Origin of the sequence: Pseudomonas sp. L5B5, assembly GCF_020520285.1 — a bacterium.
GTDB lineage: Bacteria > Pseudomonadota > Gammaproteobacteria > Pseudomonadales > Pseudomonadaceae > Aquipseudomonas.
In genome coordinates this window covers 4,379,437-4,394,736 of the sequence record NZ_CP084742.1, presented here as the reverse complement: position 1 = coordinate 4,394,736, position 15,300 = coordinate 4,379,437, and the positions used below count along the sequence as shown (strand labels likewise).

Sequence of the window (15,300 nt, the reverse complement as noted above, 5' to 3'; positions counted from 1 at the left end):
GGCTAGCAATCGAGGAAAAAAAGATACTCTATTACTTCTGTTAACAAGAATTACTTGCAATAATGACCGCCCATTTTGTTCTCGGCCCTGCGAGGCCTAGAAGGACAATCACCCTATTCTTCTCTCAGGTCCGGCCAGCATGACAAGCAACCCATTCTCCGTCTCGCCAACCAAACGCCCAAGCCCGCTGCGCACCATGAGCGCAGTCGCTGCGCTGCTGTGCAGCCTGCTGCTGGCCCCGACCGCAGCCTGGGCCGACCAGCACGCACCGGCCACCGCGCCAGCCGCCGCAGCCCCTGCCGCCGAGCACCCGGCCACCGACCCCGCGGTGCCTGCACCCGCTGCAGCTCCCGCAGCCGGAGAGCAGGTCCAGGCCGACGGCCAGCCTGTGGCAGACCAGGACCTCCCCGAGGTTCTGGAAGCCGATAACACCCTGGGCATGGCCCACGATCTTTCCCCATGGGGCATGTACCAGAACGCCGACATCATCGTGAAGCTGGTGATGATCGGCCTGGCCATCGCCTCGATCATCACCTGGACCATCTGGATCGCCAAAGGCTTCGAGCTGATGGGTGCCAAGCGTCGCCTGCGCCACGAAATCGCCGCGCTGAAAAAGGCCACCACCCTCAAGGAAGCCAGCGCTACTGCGACCAAGGAAGGCACCCTGGCCAACCTGCTGGTCCATGACGCCCTGGAAGAAATGCGCCTGTCGGCCAACAGCCGTGAAAAAGAGGGCATCAAGGAACGCGTCAGCTTCCGCCTGGAGCGCCTGGTTGCTGCCTGTGGCCGCAACATGAGCAGCGGTACCGGCGTGCTGGCCACCATCGGTTCCACTGCCCCCTTCGTCGGCCTGTTCGGCACCGTGTGGGGCATCATGAACAGCTTCATCGGCATCGCCAAAACCCAGACCACCAACCTCGCCGTGGTTGCCCCGGGTATCGCCGAGGCCCTGCTGGCCACCGCCCTGGGCCTGGTCGCCGCGATCCCGGCGGTCGTGATCTACAACGTCTTCGCCCGCTCCATCACCGGCTACAAGGCCCAGGTAACGGACGCCTCGGCAGAAGTCCTGCTGCTGGTCAGCCGCGACCTGGACCACCAGCCAAGCGAGCGTTCCGCACAACCGCACATGGTGAAAGTGGGGTAATCGGCCATGGGCTTGCATTTGAAGGAAGGGGCAGGCGACGACCTGGCCGAAAACCACGAGATCAACGTCACGCCGTTCATCGACGTGATGCTGGTGCTGTTGATCATCTTCATGGTGGCCGCGCCCCTGGCCACCGTGGACATCAAGGTCGATCTCCCTGCCTCCAGCGCCAAGCCGGCGCCGCGCCCCGAGAAACCGGTGTTCCTCAGCGTCAAGGCCGACCAGCGCCTGTTCCTCGGCGACGACGAAATCAAGGCCGAGACCCTGGGCGCTGCCCTCGACGCCAAGACCCAGGGCAAGAAGGACACCACGGTCTTCTTCCAGGCCGACAAGGGCGTTGACTACGGCGACCTGATGAGCGTGATGGACACCCTGCGGGCGGCCGGTTACCTGAAGGTCGGCCTGGTCGGACTTGAGACGGCAGCCAAGAAATGATCACGACGCGCCAAAGACTGACGCGTTACAGCGGTAGCCTGGCCGTGGTGCTGGGCGTCCATGCGCTGGCGATCGCACTCGCCCTCAACTGGTCCAAGCCTCAGCCGCCGCCCATTCCACCCCAGGCCATGGTGGTGGAGCTGGCGCCTGCCCCTGTGCCACCGCCTCCGGCACCGCCCAAGGTGGTCACCCCGCCGCAGCCCCCGGCGCCGGTGGAAGAGCTGCCGCTGCCCAAGCTGGCCGAGGCACCCAAGCCCACCATCTCGGTGCCCAAGCCGGTCAAGCAGAAGCCCAAGCCACAGCCGCCCAAACCCGTGGTCAAGCCTGAGCCGCCCAAGGAAAAACCTTCCGACGAGAAGCCCAGCGACGCCCCGGTAACGCCGACGACCTCCAGCAACCCCGCACCGGCAACCGCAGGGCCATCGCCGGCCCAGGCGGCCGCCAAGGCCAACTGGCAGGGCGAGTTGCAGGCGCACCTGGCCAAATACAAGCGCTACCCGGGTGAAGCCCAGCGACGCGGCAAGGAAGGCACCAACTCCCTGCGCTTCGTCGTGGATGCCGAAGGCAAGGTCCTGTCCTACGAGCTGGTCGGGCGCTCGGGTAACGCCGACCTGGACCGCGCCACACTGGACATGATCCGCCGCGCCCAGCCGCTGCCCAAGCCTCCTGCCGACATGCTCAACAACGGCAGCGTGGAAATCACCGCCTCGTACAACTACGAGATCGACAGAAGCCGCGGCCGCCGCTGATACACCGCAAGGGCACCCCAGGGGTGCCCTTTGCATTTGTGCGAGTCGAAGCGGGTATTGGCGGGTGTCGTACTCCACACTCAGTCTGATAACGTGCGTCTATCGATTGCAGCCGTTATGCTTGGCCGCAACCTCATGGACGCCCGCTATGACCCTTACAGAACTGCGCTACATCGTTACCCTTGCCCAGGAACAGCACTTCGGCCATGCCGCCGAACGCTGCCACGTCAGCCAGCCCACCCTTTCGGTCGGCGTCAAAAAGCTTGAAGACGAACTCGGCGTGCTGATCTTCGAACGTAGCAAGAGCGCGGTACGCCTGACACCCGTGGGTGAAACCATCGTCGCCCAGGCACAGAAGGTCCTGGAACAGGCCCAGGGCATCCGTGAGCTGGCCCAGGCAGGCAAGAACCAGCTGACCGCCCCCCTCAAGGTCGGCGCCATCTATACCGTCGGCCCATATCTGTTCCCGCACTTGATTCCGCAGCTGCATCGCGTCGCGCCCCAAATGCCGCTGTACATCGAAGAGAACTTCACCCATGTGCTGCGCGACAAGCTGCGCAACGGCGAGCTGGATGCGGTCATCATCGCCCTGCCGTTCAACGAGGCAGACGTACTCACCCTGCCGCTGTATGACGAACCCTTCTACGTACTGATGCCCAGCGACCATGCCTGGACCCGCAAGGACACCATCGACGCCAGCCTGCTCAACGACAAGAGCCTGTTGCTGCTGGGCGAAGGCCACTGCTTCCGCGACCAGGTGCTGGAGGCCTGCCCGACCCTGACCAAGGGCAACGACGGCGCCAAGCACACCACCGTGGAATCCAGCTCGCTGGAGACCATCCGCCACATGGTCGCCTCGGGCCTGGGCGTCTCGATCCTGCCGTTGTCGGCGGTGGACAGCCATCACTACGCCCCTGGCGTCATCGAAGTTCGCCCGCTGACGCCGCCAGCACCGTTTCGTACCGTGGCCATCGCCTGGCGGGCGAGCTTCCCCCGACCCAAGGCCATCGAGATCCTCGCCGACTCGATCCGCCTGTGCTCGGTGGCCAAGCCACCCGCGGCGAGCTAAGCCGTCGCAATGTCTGAGCTGTCGAAGGTGCCGGTGACGGCACTCAAGGGTGTCGGTGAAGCCATGGCCGAAAAACTGGCCAAGGTCGGCCTGGAAAACCTCCAGGACGTGCTGTTCCACCTGCCCATGCGTTATCAGGATCGCACCCGCGTCGTGCCCATCGGCGCCCTGCGCCCGGGCCAGGACGCGGTGGTCGAGGGCACCGTCAGCGGCGCCGACGTGGTCATGGGCAAGCGTCGCAGCCTGCTGGTGCGCCTGCAGGACGGCACCGGCGGCCTGAGCCTGCGCTTCTACCATTTCAGCAATGCCCAGAAGGAAGGCCTCAAGCGCGGCACCCGGGTACGCTGCTACGGCGAAGCCCGGCCTGGAGCCTCGGGACTGGAGATCTACCATCCGGAGTATCGCGCTATCAGCGCCGACGAACCGCCGCCGGTGGACCAGACGCTGACCCCCATCTACCCGCTCACCGAAGGCCTGACCCAGCAACGCCTGCGCATGCTCTGCCAGCAGAGCCTGGCCATGCTCGGCCCCCGCAGCCTGCCCGACTGGCTACCCGATGAACTGGCCCGGGACTACCAGCTGGCCCCGCTGGACGATGCGATCCGCTACCTGCATCACCCACCGGCCGACGCTGACGTCGATGAGCTGGCCCTGGGTCATCATTGGGCCCAGCACCGCCTGGCCTTCGAAGAGCTACTGACTCACCAGCTGTCCCAGCAGCGCCTGCGTGACAGCCTGCGCTCCCAGCGTGCGCCGGTGCTGCCCCTGGCGAAAAAGCTGCCGCCCCGCTACCTGAAGAACCTGGGATTCGCCCCCACCGGCGCCCAGCAGCGAGTGGGCAAGGAAATCGCCTACGACCTGAGCCAGCCCGAGCCCATGCTGCGGCTGATCCAGGGCGACGTGGGCGCCGGCAAGACGGTCGTCGCCGCCCTCGCCGCCCTGCAGGCGCTGGAGGCCGGCTACCAGGTGGCGTTGATGGCACCTACCGAAATCCTGGCCGAACAGCACTTCATCACCTTCAAGCGCTGGCTGGAGCCACTGGGCCTGGAAGTCGCCTGGCTGGCCGGCAAGCTCAAGGGCAAGAACCGCACCGCCGCCCTGGAGCAGATCGCCGCCGGCGCACCCATGGTGGTGGGCACCCATGCGTTGTTCCAGGACGAAGTGCAGTTCAAGAACCTGGCCCTGGTGATCATTGACGAACAGCACCGCTTCGGCGTCCAGCAACGCCTGGCCCTGCGCCAGAAAGGCGTGGGCGGCCGCCTCTGTCCGCACCAGTTGATCATGACCGCCACGCCGATCCCCCGGACCCTGGCCATGAGCGCCTACGCCGACCTGGACACCTCGATCCTCGACGAGCTGCCACCCGGGCGCACGCCGGTGAACACCGTGCTGGTGACCGACAGCCGGCGCGTCGAAGTGATCGAGCGGGTCCGCGCCGCATGTGCCGAAGGGCGCCAGGCCTACTGGGTCTGCACCCTGATCGAGGAATCCGAGGAGCTCACCTGCCAGGCCGCCGAAACCACCTTCGAGGACCTCTCCAGCGCCCTCGGAGAATTGCGCGTGGGTCTGATCCACGGACGCATGAAGGCGCCCGAGAAAGCCGCGGTGATGGCCGAGTTCAAGGCCGGCAACCTGCAGCTGCTGGTGGCCACCACGGTGATCGAGGTGGGGGTCGACGTGCCCAATGCCAGCTTGATGATCATCGAGAACCCGGAGCGCCTGGGCCTGGCGCAACTGCACCAGTTGCGTGGCCGGGTCGGTCGCGGCAGTGCCGCCAGCCACTGCGTGCTGCTCTACCATCCACCGCTTTCACAAATCGGTCGTCAACGCCTGGGCATCATGCGCGAGACCAACGACGGTTTCGTCATCGCCGAAAAGGATCTGCAACTGCGTGGCCCCGGGGAAATGCTCGGTACACGCCAGACCGGATTGCTGCAGTTCAAGGTCGCCGACCTGATGCGCGATGCCGACTTGCTACCGGCGGTACGCGATGCTGCCCAGGCGCTGCTGGAGCGCTGGCCGACCCACGTCAGCCCGCTGCTGGAACGCTGGCTGCGCCACGGCCAGCAATACGGTCAAGTGTGAACCAACCCTCAGTTAGTGAACCATTGGAATGACCAAGCTGGTTATACTGGTCACATTGTAGAAGAACGGATACCACGCCATGACAGAAGTTGCCCTCGCCACTGCAACCCCGCACGCGCCATCTGTCATCCGGTTGCTGCTCGGCAAGCTGGCCATCGGCTATAACGAAGTCATCGACCATCCAGAGCTGCCAGCCGCGCGTAAAGTCCAGGCGGTATTGCTGGATGACGCCGTCGGCGCGCTGATGGTGCTGTTCCCGCAGAGCCAGTTGCTGGACCTGAACCGCCTGGCCGAACTCACTGGCCGGCGCCTGCGATCGGTTGCCACCGAACGCCTGGAGCGCATGCTCGGCAAGCACAGCCTGAGCCTGTTGCCCGGCCTGCCAGCCCTGACCAGCTCCCCCTGCCTGTACGAAGAGAGCCTGCTGCACGAACCCAGCCTGCTGATCCATTCGGGTGAGCCGGGCGTGCTGCTGGAAATCACCCGCGAAGACTTCAAGAGCATGCTCAGCAAGGCCAGCGCCGGCACGTTCGGCGAGTCGCTGGGCAGCATTCGTCCCAACCTCGACCGCCCGGATGACGACCGCGAGGAGATCTCCCAGGCGATGCAGGCCTTCACCGCGCGGCGCATCCAGCAACGCCTGGAAGCCACCATCGAGATCCCGCCCCTGGCGGAAACCGCACAGAAGATCATCAAGCTGCGGGTCGACCCCAACGCCACCATCGACGACATCACCGGCGTGGTGGAAACCGACCCGGCCCTCGCCGCACAAGTGGTGAGCTGGGCGGCATCGCCCTACTACGCCTCACCGGGCAAGATTCGCTCGGTGGAGGACGCCATCGTCCGCGTGCTGGGTTTCGACCTGGTGATCAACCTGGCGCTGGGCCTGGCCCTGGGCAAGACCCTGAGCCTGCCCAAGGACCAGCCACAGCACGCCACGCCGTACTGGCAGCAATCGATCTACACCGCCGCCGTGATCGAAGGCCTGACCCGCGCCATGCCTCGCCCCCAGCGCCCCGAAGCCGGCCTGACCTACCTGGCGGGCCTGTTGCACAACTTCGGCTACCTGCTGCTGGCCCACGTGTTCCCGCCCCATTTCTCGCTGATCTGCCGGCACCTGGAGGTCAACCCGCACCTGTGTCACAGCTACGTCGAGCAGCACCTGCTGGGCATCAGTCGCGAGCAGATCGGGGCCTGGCTGATGCGCTACTGGGACATGCCGGACGAGCTCTCCACCGCCCTGCGCTTCCAGCACGACCCGAGCTACGACGGCGCCTACGCCGAGTACCCGAACCTGGCCTGCCTGGCGGTGCGCCTGCTGCGCAGCCGTGGCATCGGTTCCGGCCCGCGCGAGGACATTCCCGACGCCCTGCTCGAACGCCTGGGCCTGACCCGTGACAAGGCCGAGGATGTGGTGAGCAAGGTGCTGGAAGCCGAAGTGCTGCTGCGCGAACTGGCCTCGCAGTTCAGCCAGGCCTGATCTTTCTGCAGGCCCTTGCGGCCTGCAGCATCCCTTCAAGCGTCTCTCCTGCGACCGGTCGCGGCATTGCCAACGACGGGTGCGCCAATCCACTCAAGCCTTGGGCTTGGGTTTTCTTGGCTTCAGATACTTGGTCAACCCCTGGAACCAGATCACCAGTGCCGGATTGCCCTTGATCTGGATCGACTTGTCCTGGATCCCGGTCATGAACGCCAGCTGCTTGTTCTTCGCCTGCAGGGTCGCAAAGCCGTAGGCGGCGTCCTTGAAGGCAATGGCGAACGCAGGCTCGGGGTATACACCCGAACGGCTGGTGACACGCTGGTCCTTGACGAAGAAATGCCGAGCAACCTTGCCGTCGAGCGTCTGCAGCTGGAACACCAGCTCCTTGTCGCCCAGCTGTTGCTGGAAAGCAGGATTGTTGCGACTGGCTTTGCCCATCAACAGGCCAAGCACCCAGAGGAGAAAACGAAATTTCATGCGCGGCGCCTCAGTGGAATTATTGGATGGCCGGCGCAGTGTAACCTGTAACGCGTCAAGCGCCAGCCGATCTGTTCGATTGCTCGAAGATCGACTGGCGTTCAACGCTTATAGCGACATCTTGTCAGACAATCACTGACTCAGACGTTCGGGCAAGGCACCGGTGCCCAGTCGCCCAGGTCCGGGTTCTTGCACATGCTGTTGACCTGGGTCTGGCCACTGCTGGCCACCTTGTTGCTCTCGGCCTGCTTGGTCTTGGCCTGCTGCATCGACTTCTCGGTGCTCACCGCTTCCTGGGGCACGGTCGGCAGCTTCGCCTTCGGAGGCGTCTTGCCTTTGCCCTTGCCCTTGCCGGTGGTCACCGGCGTGGTGTCGGCGCTCGCCACCTTGACCACGTCGGTACGCTGCACACCCACTTGCTGCAGGTCCTGCTCGTAGGCCTGGTTGTATTTGCTCAGGTCCTCGCTGGCTCGGCCATTCACGGCGGTGATCAGGTCGTTGGACTCCTTCAGCCCGCTGACGATTTCCGCCAGGCGCTTGCGCCCTTCCACGTCGTTGATGCTGTTGGCCTTGCGGGAGCTGATCAGGCTGTCGAAGGCACGCTGGTAGCAGGTCTGCGAAGCACGGGCATAAGCGGTGCTGCGGTCGATGTCGGCCACGCTCTTGTTGACGTCGGTCGCGTAGGAAGCGATGCGCTGGTTGTCATCGGCAATCTGCTTCTGGCGCTCGGTGTAGTAACCGGCGGCCCCACCGGCCAGGGCACCGCCCGCGGCGCCGATGGCGGCGTTGCGACCGCGATTCTCACCACCGGTCAGGGCACCCAGCAAGGCACCACCGGCAGCGCCCAGGGCGGCACCGGTCACGACCGACTTGGTCATGTCCGAATCAGTGGCACGCAAGTGCTGCACTGGCTCGTAGCAGCTCGGGTAGTACTCGACCTTGGTGGTCGAGGCGACCTTGGACACCGGAGAGGTCGCGCAACCGGTCAATACGGTGCTGAACCCGGCGGCAACCAACAGCAGGTGACGCTTGGACGTTGAAGCAAATGGGTTGCGGGAAAAAAGCATGTTCGTGATCTCGATTAAGTTTGACCAACTCGGCGCGACTCCAGGTCGTCCGAGATCCTCCAGGCTCGACAGACAGCGGCCGGTCATGACTTCTGACCGGTCGATGCGAGCAGTTCCTTCAAAATCGTCGCCGGGTCGGCTCGCCGTTGCTGGCGATAATTCCCGACATGGCGGACGAATAACGTAGCGCGCGTCACCAGGCTCTTGCCGAGCACTGGCTTGCGATTGAGCTCTTCCTTGATTCGTTGAAATTGCGCCTGGATCACCGCGTCGGTGTAACGGGTACCCGTGGCCAGGTTGTCGATGTAGATCGCCACCGCCCCGTCCAGAGCACTGCGGCCGTTGTCGATGGCTTCGGCGAACAGCTTGGCGCTGGGCTCATCCTTGGCATCGAGGGCTTGCTGCTGGCTCTTTTTCAGGTTGGTCAGACGAATGTTGTAGTTGTTGATGGTCTCGGCCACCAGTGCCGAGGACTGAATCAGGTTGCCGGCGGCCTCTTCACGCTGCTGGGCGATCAGCGACACGTTGCGCTTGAGCTCCTCGTTGACCAGCCCCAGTTCGGCCTGCAGCCGTGGATCGACGCTGGCGGCGATGATGCTGTCCAGGCGCTTGGTAGGGTCCTGGGCATCGTCGATGGCATCGGTCAGGGACGCCAGGCGGCCTTCCTTCTGCCACTGGGCAAACAGCTCCTTGTAGCGCGAGCGGGGCGCCGACAAGGCACCGATGGCGACCCGAAAGCCGGTGGTCTCGTTGCTCTGCTCGGTGCCGTCGGCGCCGAACAGCGGATATTCGCGGCGCATGCCGGTGAACAGCGTGCCCTCGCCTTCCAGGTAGTTGCCGCCCTTGACCACGAAACCGCCATAGGTGCCCTGGCGCCGCCCGGCATGCACCAACTGGAACGACTCCTGGACCATCTCGGCGGCGTTGCCGATCACGTCGAACAAGCCAATGGGGTTGGGCTGCTTGGTACCGATGGGCATCAGCCGCGCGGCCTGGCCAGTACCACCGGCCACCTGGTTGAACACTGCCCAGTCGGCCAGCGGGCCGTCGCTCTCGCTGCCCTCCAGGCGGCGGGGGAACAGCCGGCCTTCCAACTCCTGGCGGCTCACGGCCTGGCCGCCGCGGGCGGCGTACTCCCATTCCACTTCAGTGGGCAGGCGCACGAAACCCAGGCCGCCGTCCTCGGCGGAGTTGCCCCGCCCGCTGACCGGCAGCAGGTCGCGGTGATTCTTCATCAGCCAGGCGCTGTACACCGCGGCGAAACGCTCGGCCTCGAAGCGCGACAGCTTGACCTTGGGCAGGCGCCCCTGCATGCCCTCCGGCGCCTCGCAGGCCGGAGCCGGCTCGCCACTGGCCAGGGACTGCGCCTGGGCCATCACCTGAGCATACTGGCGAGCCGTGACCTCGTACTTGCCGATGAAGTACATCATTGGCTTGAGCGGTATCCCGGCGCCGGTCTTGGGCAACAGCGGGCCAATGGTCTTGGCCCAGGGCCCCGGCAGGTCCTTGAGGGTGAACTGGCCGTTGATGTAGTCCCGCCGATAGCCGGAAATGAACGACTGCTGATAACCGCTCTCGCCCTCGGAGAAGGGATAGCCAAGGTTGATTTCGCGATCGTCCAGGGTGCCCTGGGCAAGCACATAGACGTAGCGGAACAGCATCTGGCCGTCGCATGGCAGCGGCAGGCTGACGTCACCGGCCAGGGGCTTGGGGTTGTCCATCTTGTTGTCGGGCTCTTCGGCCCACACGGCGCCGGCCAGGGTCATGGCCAGCAGGGTGCTGATCAACTTATACATCGCGAATTCCTTCACAGGCTTCAATGCGCGCCACCCGCCAGCCGCCCAGCGCGGCGGCCAGGGTGCTGACGCCCAGCGTCGCCAACAGGGCCAGCCCGTAATGGACCGGCAGCAGGTGGCTGGCGTACTCGCCCGGCACCTGCATGAACAGATGATTCAGCCCCGCCTGGGCCAGGCCGTACAGCACGCCACTCAACACCGCGGCGAACCCGGCGCTGTACAGCGCCTGGGCCACCACGAACAGTAGCAATGCCCCGGTGGAGAAGCCCAGCAGGCGCAACACCGACAACTCCCGGCGCTTGCGCTCCACCGCCGCCAGGGCACCGGCGAAAATGGCCGCGAAGGCCCCAGCCAGGGCCAACCCGGCAATGATCCAGAACACGATCGACAGGTTGCGGCTCAAGGACTGCACCTGGGCGATGGTCTGGGCCTGGGTCGACACCAGCAGGCCGCGCCCGGCGAAGTACTGACGCAGCGTTTCAACGTCATCGAGGGTCCGCGCATACAGGCGAAACGCCGGATACACCCGTTGCCCGGCCAACGTCGGGGCGCCACCGGCCCAGCCCATGGCCAACACGGCACGGCCGTCGCGATAGTCCTCGGCAGCCTCCAGCAGCTCCAGGGGCGCCAGCAGCGCATCCCGGGCAAAGGCTTCCAGGGGCAGCACGCCCTCGACCTGCACCCGGGTTTGCTGCACCTCGGTGCGCCCCGCCACCTGCCGGCCGAAGCTGGCCTGCAGCCAATCTCCCGGCTGCACCCCGAGCTTCTCGGCGGCGGTCCGACTGAGCAGTACACCGTTCATGCCCTGCAATGCCGGCAGGCGCCCCAGCAACGGGTCCGAGCCTGCGGTAGGAAGCATTTCCACGGTCAGGCCGAGTTCCCCCGAGCCTCGCGACAGATCCGCCGTGGCGGCGATCTGCCGAGTCCTGGGCAAGGCGAACGCCACCTCCGGACGCTGCCTCAGCTCGGCAATGAACTGGGCACTGAAACGACCGCCACCCAGGGGAATGATCTCGCGCACCGTCGGGTCCTTCTCCAGGCGCTCGGTCAGGCTGCTGACCAGGCCGAACTTGAGCCCGAACAGCACCAGCAGCGGCGCGATCACCGCCACCAGGGCCAGCACCGAGCAGGCCGCCAACCAGGTATCGGCCCGATAATCCTGCCAGGCCAGCGCCGCTGTCAGGGCCGCACGCATCAGCACGCCTCCCCGAGGGTCGCGGTGACACCGCCATCGACGTCGCGCTGGCAGGTTATGCGCCGGATCTGCAAGCCATTGGCCCGGGCCAGTGGCTCATCGTGGGTGGCCACCACGCAGCACAGCTGCTGGTCCCGCACTTGCTGCACCAGAAGTTGCATCACCCGCTGGGCATTCAAGGGGTCCAGGGCGGCGGTCGGCTCGTCCGCCAGCAACACCTGCGGACCGTGGGCCAGGGCCCGGGCGCAGCTGACCCGCTGGCGCTGGCCCACCGACAGCGCGGCGGGTTTCTTGTGCAACTGGTCGACGATTTCCAGGCGTTCGGCCAGGCGCCGGGGAATGCCCTCATCGGCCAGCCCAAGCATCTTGCGCGGCAGGCTGATGTTGCCCCGTACATCGAGAAACCCCAGCAGGCCGCCGGTCTGCAACACGTACCCCAGGTGCCGGCTGCGCAATTCGGCCAAGGCGCCATGCCCGGCCTGCTGCCAGATTCCGGCGATATCGAAGGTTGCCCGGTCCGGGGCAAAATCGAAGCGCCGGCTCGAATCCGGTGCCAGTACCAGCGCCAGCAGGTCCAGCAGGGTGCTCTTGCCACATCCGCTGGGCCCTACCACGGCCAGTTGGTCGCCGGCACGCAGCTGCAGCCTGGGGATCACCAGGCTGTAGCGCTGGCGACCCTCGCCGCGACTCTTGCGCACGTCCACCAGGTCCAGCATCACGGCAGGGTCGACAAGGGAACGCGGTACAGCGCATCACCCGGTTCGGCATCGCCAAAGCGCACCCAGTTGGCCAGGTCGTTGTGGAACGTCTCGTAGAGGCGGATCTTCGAATCCAGCTCGTCGATGAAGTCCTCCTGCTCGGCCACGCTCAACGACAACCACAGGTCCTGGGTCATGTTCAGCGACTTGCTGCGGTACGGCAGCCCCTCCAGGTATTCCCCCAGCACGCCGCCATTGGCAAGGTTGCCGCCCTTGCTCAGGGCCGACGGATCGCGGCTCATATAGGCACTGGCGCTGGCGATTTCCTGGAAGAAATCCTTGGGCGAGGTCTGGGTCTTGCGCGCCGCATCGACGATCAGCTTCAGCGACTGCTGCAGATCGTTGAGCTGCAACTTGGTCAGCATCACGCACACCTGGAATGCCGGCAGCGCCGGATTGGTCAGGTCGCGGTCGGCGGTCCAGGCGCTCACCAGTTGCGGTGCCTGGCTGGCGGACTTGTGCCCGAGGAAATCCATGTGCATGGCATAACCGATGGCCGCCGATTTCTCGGCGATGCTCGGGCTCGCCGCCAGCACCGGAACCGCCTGGCTCTGGTTGCCGCGCACCTGATGGACCAGGTCGGCGAACACCGTCCCGATCTCGTCGACCCGCTCGCCGAACTTGCTCACATCGCCACCGGCCACCGGGATGTACAGGTCGCCGATCTTCGGGTTGGCGTCGGCGGTCAGCACCCGGTACTGGGTCTCGGCCTGGGCATGGTTCTTCTTGCCGGCATCGGTGCGCAGGTGCAGGGCATAGATCTTGATCTGCTTGCCCAGGGCCGCCTGGCGCACCTCGGCCTCGTTCATCTGGGTCCGGCTGAAGGGGTCGTTCTTGCGCAGGGCCCCGGCATCGCTGACCAACAGGATCAAGCGGCCGCCGTAGCCCTTCCAGTCCATGCCTTGCACGGCCTGCATGACCCCGGCGAAAGCGTCTTCGTTGAACGAGTGGCTGGACACGCTGGTGGCCTTGACCTGGCCGACCAGCTCCTGGAACCGCTGGGGGTCGCGCCCCTGGTCGAGGGTCACCAGGGTCTTGGCGACGTACTCCAGGCCCGGGGTCTTCTTGATGTTGTTGCGAAAGCCCACCAGGCCGAAGCTGACACTGTCCAGCTCGCCGCGCGCAGCCAGCTTGCCTTGCAGTTCATGCACCACATCACGTACCCGGTCGATGTAGGGCTGCATCGACACCGAGGTATCGACCACCAGCACCACTGCCGTACGGAAGGCATCGCCAGTGGCCTGCGCGCCGGCCAGCGGCTGGCTCTTGCCGCTGCTGTCGCTGATGCTCTGCGGGCTGCTGCCCGGATCGATGGAGGCGACATTGAGCAGCTGCACCGGCTGGCCGTTCTCGTCGAAGCTCTCCTTGGAGTCGAAGATCGGCAACAGGTAGAACTGATCCTGCGGCACCGCGCTGGCATTGGGTTCCAGGGCCAGCACCTGCTGATCGTCCTGAGGGTTCTTCTGGGCATTGAGCAACAGGTTCCTGGCCGCCGACGGGTCCGCCAGCAGGCGCTCCAGCTGGCTGGCCTGGCGCACGAACATCACCGGTGCCCGCCCGGAACGCTCGGTGAACTTGAGCACCAGGCTCTGCTTCCAGTCACTGACCTGGTCCGCCGGCAGCCAGCCGACGCTGCGACCATCGCTGGCCGCGCCCAGGCGCAACCAGGAACGACCGTCGAGGCTCTTGCGCTGATACACGTACAGCACCGAGAACGCCGGTACCGAGCGCCCCGGCGTGGCCCCCGGCTCGCTGGAGAAACTCGCCCCCGGCTTGCTCAGCACCCGCTGGAACAGGGTCTTCTTGCCGGGCATCAGCAGCGGTCGCTGGCCGCCATCGGCATCACCCGCCACCGGCTGGTTGACCGGCGGCGCCACGCTGGACGCACCGCTGGTGCCGGAGGCCGGAGGGCTGGCAACAACCTTTGGCGCAGGCTCCTGGCTGTCCCCGGACAGCCACCAGTAACCGACCCCTGCCACGGCCAGGGCGACTGCCACGGCCACGCCAGCCAGGGCCAGCACCGGGCCCCGACGTTGCCCTGCAGGCTCGGCGCCCTGGGGCGGCAAGCTGGACACGCGCTGGGGCGCAACCACGGGTTCAGGGCGCGGTTCCTGGCGTGGAGCAGGCGGCGGCGCCTGCCGCGGAATCTCGATGGACACCGGCGTCAGCCCGGCCAGGTCGCTGGCCGCCGGCACTTCCCGCGCAGGCAGCGGCAGCGGCTGGATCAGCGTCGCCTCGACCTCCGGGGCCGCCGCCGGCAGGTTGTCCAGGGCCACCAGCAAGGCAGCGGCGTCCGGGTAGCGCTCGGCGGGGTCCTTGGCCAGCAGCTTGCCCAGAATGTGCTGGTAACGGCCGTGGTGCACTGGCAGCTCCGGCAACGGCTCGGTGAGGTGGGCCAGGGCCGTCGACAAGGCATCGGTGCCGTTGTACGGCAGCTTGCCCACCAGGATTTCGTACAGCACCACGCCCAGGGCATAGAGGTCGGCACGCCCGTCGATGTCCTGGCCACGGGCCTGCTCGGGGCTCATGTAGCTCGGGGTGCCGACGGCAAAACCTGCCTGGGTGAACTGGGTGCGGTCATCCAGGGACTTGGCGATGCCGAAGTCCGAGAGCACCGCCGTACCGTCGGCACGGAACAGGATGTTGGCCGGCTTGACGTCACGGTGCACCAGCCCCTGGGCATGGGCATACCCCAGGGCCGAAGCGATCTGGCGGATATAGGTCACGCCCTGCTCCGGGGTCAGCCCGGCGGCGATCCGCTCCTTGAGGGTGCCGTTGGGCAGGTACTCCATGGCCATGTAGTACAGCTCGCCGACATTGCCGATGTCATGGATGGTCACGGTGTGCGGATGGGACAACCGCGCCAGGGTCTTGCCTTCGCGCAGGAAGCGCTCGCAGAAGCTCGGGTCGGCCGCCAGGGACGCAGCCATGACCTTGAGCGCCACCTTGCGCTCCAGGGAACGCTGGGTCGCCAGGTACACGGAGGCCATGGCGCCTTCGCCAATCTCGCCCTGGATGTCAAAGCCGGGAATCACAATGTCCATG

The 15,300-nt window shown here is 65.8% G+C and carries 12 protein-coding genes; 6 read left to right on the top strand and 6 right to left on the bottom strand.

Annotated elements, in window-relative coordinates:
- Positions 1-139 precede the first annotated feature (139 nt).
- From exbB to LGQ10_RS19960, 6 genes are all read left to right on the top strand, one after another.
- Entirely contained in the window at positions 140-1,144 is a 1,005-nt protein-coding gene (gene exbB / locus LGQ10_RS19985) for a tonB-system energizer ExbB (RefSeq protein WP_226522977.1), read from the top strand.
- A gap of 6 nt (positions 1,145-1,150) precedes the next feature.
- The gene (gene exbD, locus LGQ10_RS19980) at positions 1,151-1,579 is read left to right on the top strand and encodes a TonB system transport protein ExbD (protein ID WP_058434866.1); all 429 of its coding nucleotides are present in this window, start codon (positions 1,151-1,153) and stop codon (positions 1,577-1,579) included.
- Entirely contained in the window at positions 1,576-2,328 is a 753-nt protein-coding gene (locus LGQ10_RS19975) for an energy transducer TonB (protein WP_058434867.1), read from the top strand. Before exbD ends, LGQ10_RS19975 begins: the two co-directional genes overlap by 4 nt.
- A 148-nt stretch (positions 2,329-2,476) precedes the next feature.
- Positions 2,477-3,397 (top strand): hydrogen peroxide-inducible genes activator, encoded by a 921-nt coding sequence (locus tag LGQ10_RS19970; protein ID WP_058434868.1) that lies wholly within the window; start codon positions 2,477-2,479, stop codon positions 3,395-3,397.
- Positions 3,398-3,406: 9 nt separating this feature from the next.
- Positions 3,407-5,482 carry an ATP-dependent DNA helicase RecG gene (gene recG, locus LGQ10_RS19965; RefSeq protein ID WP_226522976.1) on the top strand — a complete coding sequence of 692 codons (2,076 nt, stop codon included), beginning with the start codon at positions 3,407-3,409 and terminating at the stop codon, positions 5,480-5,482.
- A 79-nt stretch (positions 5,483-5,561) separates the two neighbouring features.
- Positions 5,562-6,962 carry an aminoacyl-tRNA deacylase and HDOD domain-containing protein gene (locus LGQ10_RS19960; RefSeq protein WP_226522975.1) on the top strand — a complete coding sequence of 467 codons (1,401 nt, stop codon included), beginning with the start codon at positions 5,562-5,564 and terminating at the stop codon, positions 6,960-6,962.
- Between the two features lie 93 nt (positions 6,963-7,055).
- On the opposite strand, the gene LGQ10_RS19955 is transcribed toward LGQ10_RS19960, so the two are convergent.
- The 6 genes from LGQ10_RS19955 to LGQ10_RS19930 form a co-directional block, all read right to left on the bottom strand.
- Positions 7,056-7,439, bottom strand: a complete 384-nt coding sequence (locus LGQ10_RS19955; RefSeq protein WP_226522974.1) for a helicase — start codon at positions 7,437-7,439, stop codon at positions 7,056-7,058.
- Between the two features lie 140 nt (positions 7,440-7,579).
- On the bottom strand, positions 7,580-8,506 hold the full coding sequence (gene tagQ, locus LGQ10_RS19950) for a type VI secretion system-associated lipoprotein TagQ (protein ID WP_226522973.1): 927 nt from the start codon (positions 8,504-8,506) through the stop codon (positions 7,580-7,582).
- An 83-nt stretch (positions 8,507-8,589) separates the two neighbouring features.
- Complete coding sequence (locus LGQ10_RS19945) at positions 8,590-10,272, bottom strand: formylglycine-generating enzyme family protein (protein WP_226526167.1); 1,683 nt, start codon at positions 10,270-10,272, stop codon at positions 8,590-8,592.
- 22 nt (positions 10,273-10,294) lie between these two features.
- Positions 10,295-11,497, bottom strand: coding sequence for an ABC transporter permease (locus tag LGQ10_RS19940; protein WP_226522972.1), 1,203 nt, complete (start codon positions 11,495-11,497; stop codon positions 10,295-10,297).
- Positions 11,497-12,213 (bottom strand): ABC transporter ATP-binding protein, encoded by a 717-nt coding sequence (locus LGQ10_RS19935; protein WP_226526166.1) that lies wholly within the window; start codon positions 12,211-12,213, stop codon positions 11,497-11,499. The genes LGQ10_RS19940 and LGQ10_RS19935 overlap by 1 nt, the downstream gene beginning before the upstream one ends.
- Positions 12,213-15,299: a serine/threonine-protein kinase gene (locus tag LGQ10_RS19930; RefSeq protein WP_226522971.1), complete on the bottom strand. Its 3,087-nt coding sequence runs from the start codon at positions 15,297-15,299 to the stop codon at positions 12,213-12,215. The genes LGQ10_RS19935 and LGQ10_RS19930 overlap by 1 nt, the downstream gene beginning before the upstream one ends.
- Between the last annotated feature and the right edge of the window lies 1 nt (position 15,300).

What these genes read in the sequence shown, in the direction of transcription:
- exbB (WP_226522977.1), top strand. Translation starts at nt 140, where the DNA reads ATGACAAGCAACCCATTCTCCGTCTCGCCAACCAAACGCCCAAGCCCG.
- exbD (WP_058434866.1), top strand. Translation starts at nt 1,151, where the DNA reads ATGGGCTTGCATTTGAAGGAAGGGGCAGGCGACGACCTGGCCGAAAAC.
- LGQ10_RS19975 (WP_058434867.1), top strand. Translation starts at nt 1,576, where the DNA reads ATGATCACGACGCGCCAAAGACTGACGCGTTACAGCGGTAGCCTGGCC.
- LGQ10_RS19970 (WP_058434868.1), top strand. Translation starts at nt 2,477, where the DNA reads ATGACCCTTACAGAACTGCGCTACATCGTTACCCTTGCCCAGGAACAG.
- recG (WP_226522976.1), top strand. Translation starts at nt 3,407, where the DNA reads ATGTCTGAGCTGTCGAAGGTGCCGGTGACGGCACTCAAGGGTGTCGGT.
- LGQ10_RS19960 (WP_226522975.1), top strand. Translation starts at nt 5,562, where the DNA reads ATGACAGAAGTTGCCCTCGCCACTGCAACCCCGCACGCGCCATCTGTC.
- LGQ10_RS19955 (WP_226522974.1), bottom strand. Translation starts at nt 7,439, where the DNA reads ATGAAATTTCGTTTTCTCCTCTGGGTGCTTGGCCTGTTGATGGGCAAA.
- tagQ (WP_226522973.1), bottom strand. Translation starts at nt 8,506, where the DNA reads ATGCTTTTTTCCCGCAACCCATTTGCTTCAACGTCCAAGCGTCACCTG.
- LGQ10_RS19945 (WP_226526167.1), bottom strand. Translation starts at nt 10,272, where the DNA reads ATGACCCTGGCCGGCGCCGTGTGGGCCGAAGAGCCCGACAACAAGATG.
- LGQ10_RS19940 (WP_226522972.1), bottom strand. Translation starts at nt 11,497, where the DNA reads ATGCGTGCGGCCCTGACAGCGGCGCTGGCCTGGCAGGATTATCGGGCC.
- LGQ10_RS19935 (WP_226526166.1), bottom strand. Translation starts at nt 12,213, where the DNA reads ATGCTGGACCTGGTGGACGTGCGCAAGAGTCGCGGCGAGGGTCGCCAG.
- LGQ10_RS19930 (WP_226522971.1), bottom strand. Translation starts at nt 15,299, where the DNA reads ATGGACATTGTGATTCCCGGCTTTGACATCCAGGGCGAGATTGGCGAA.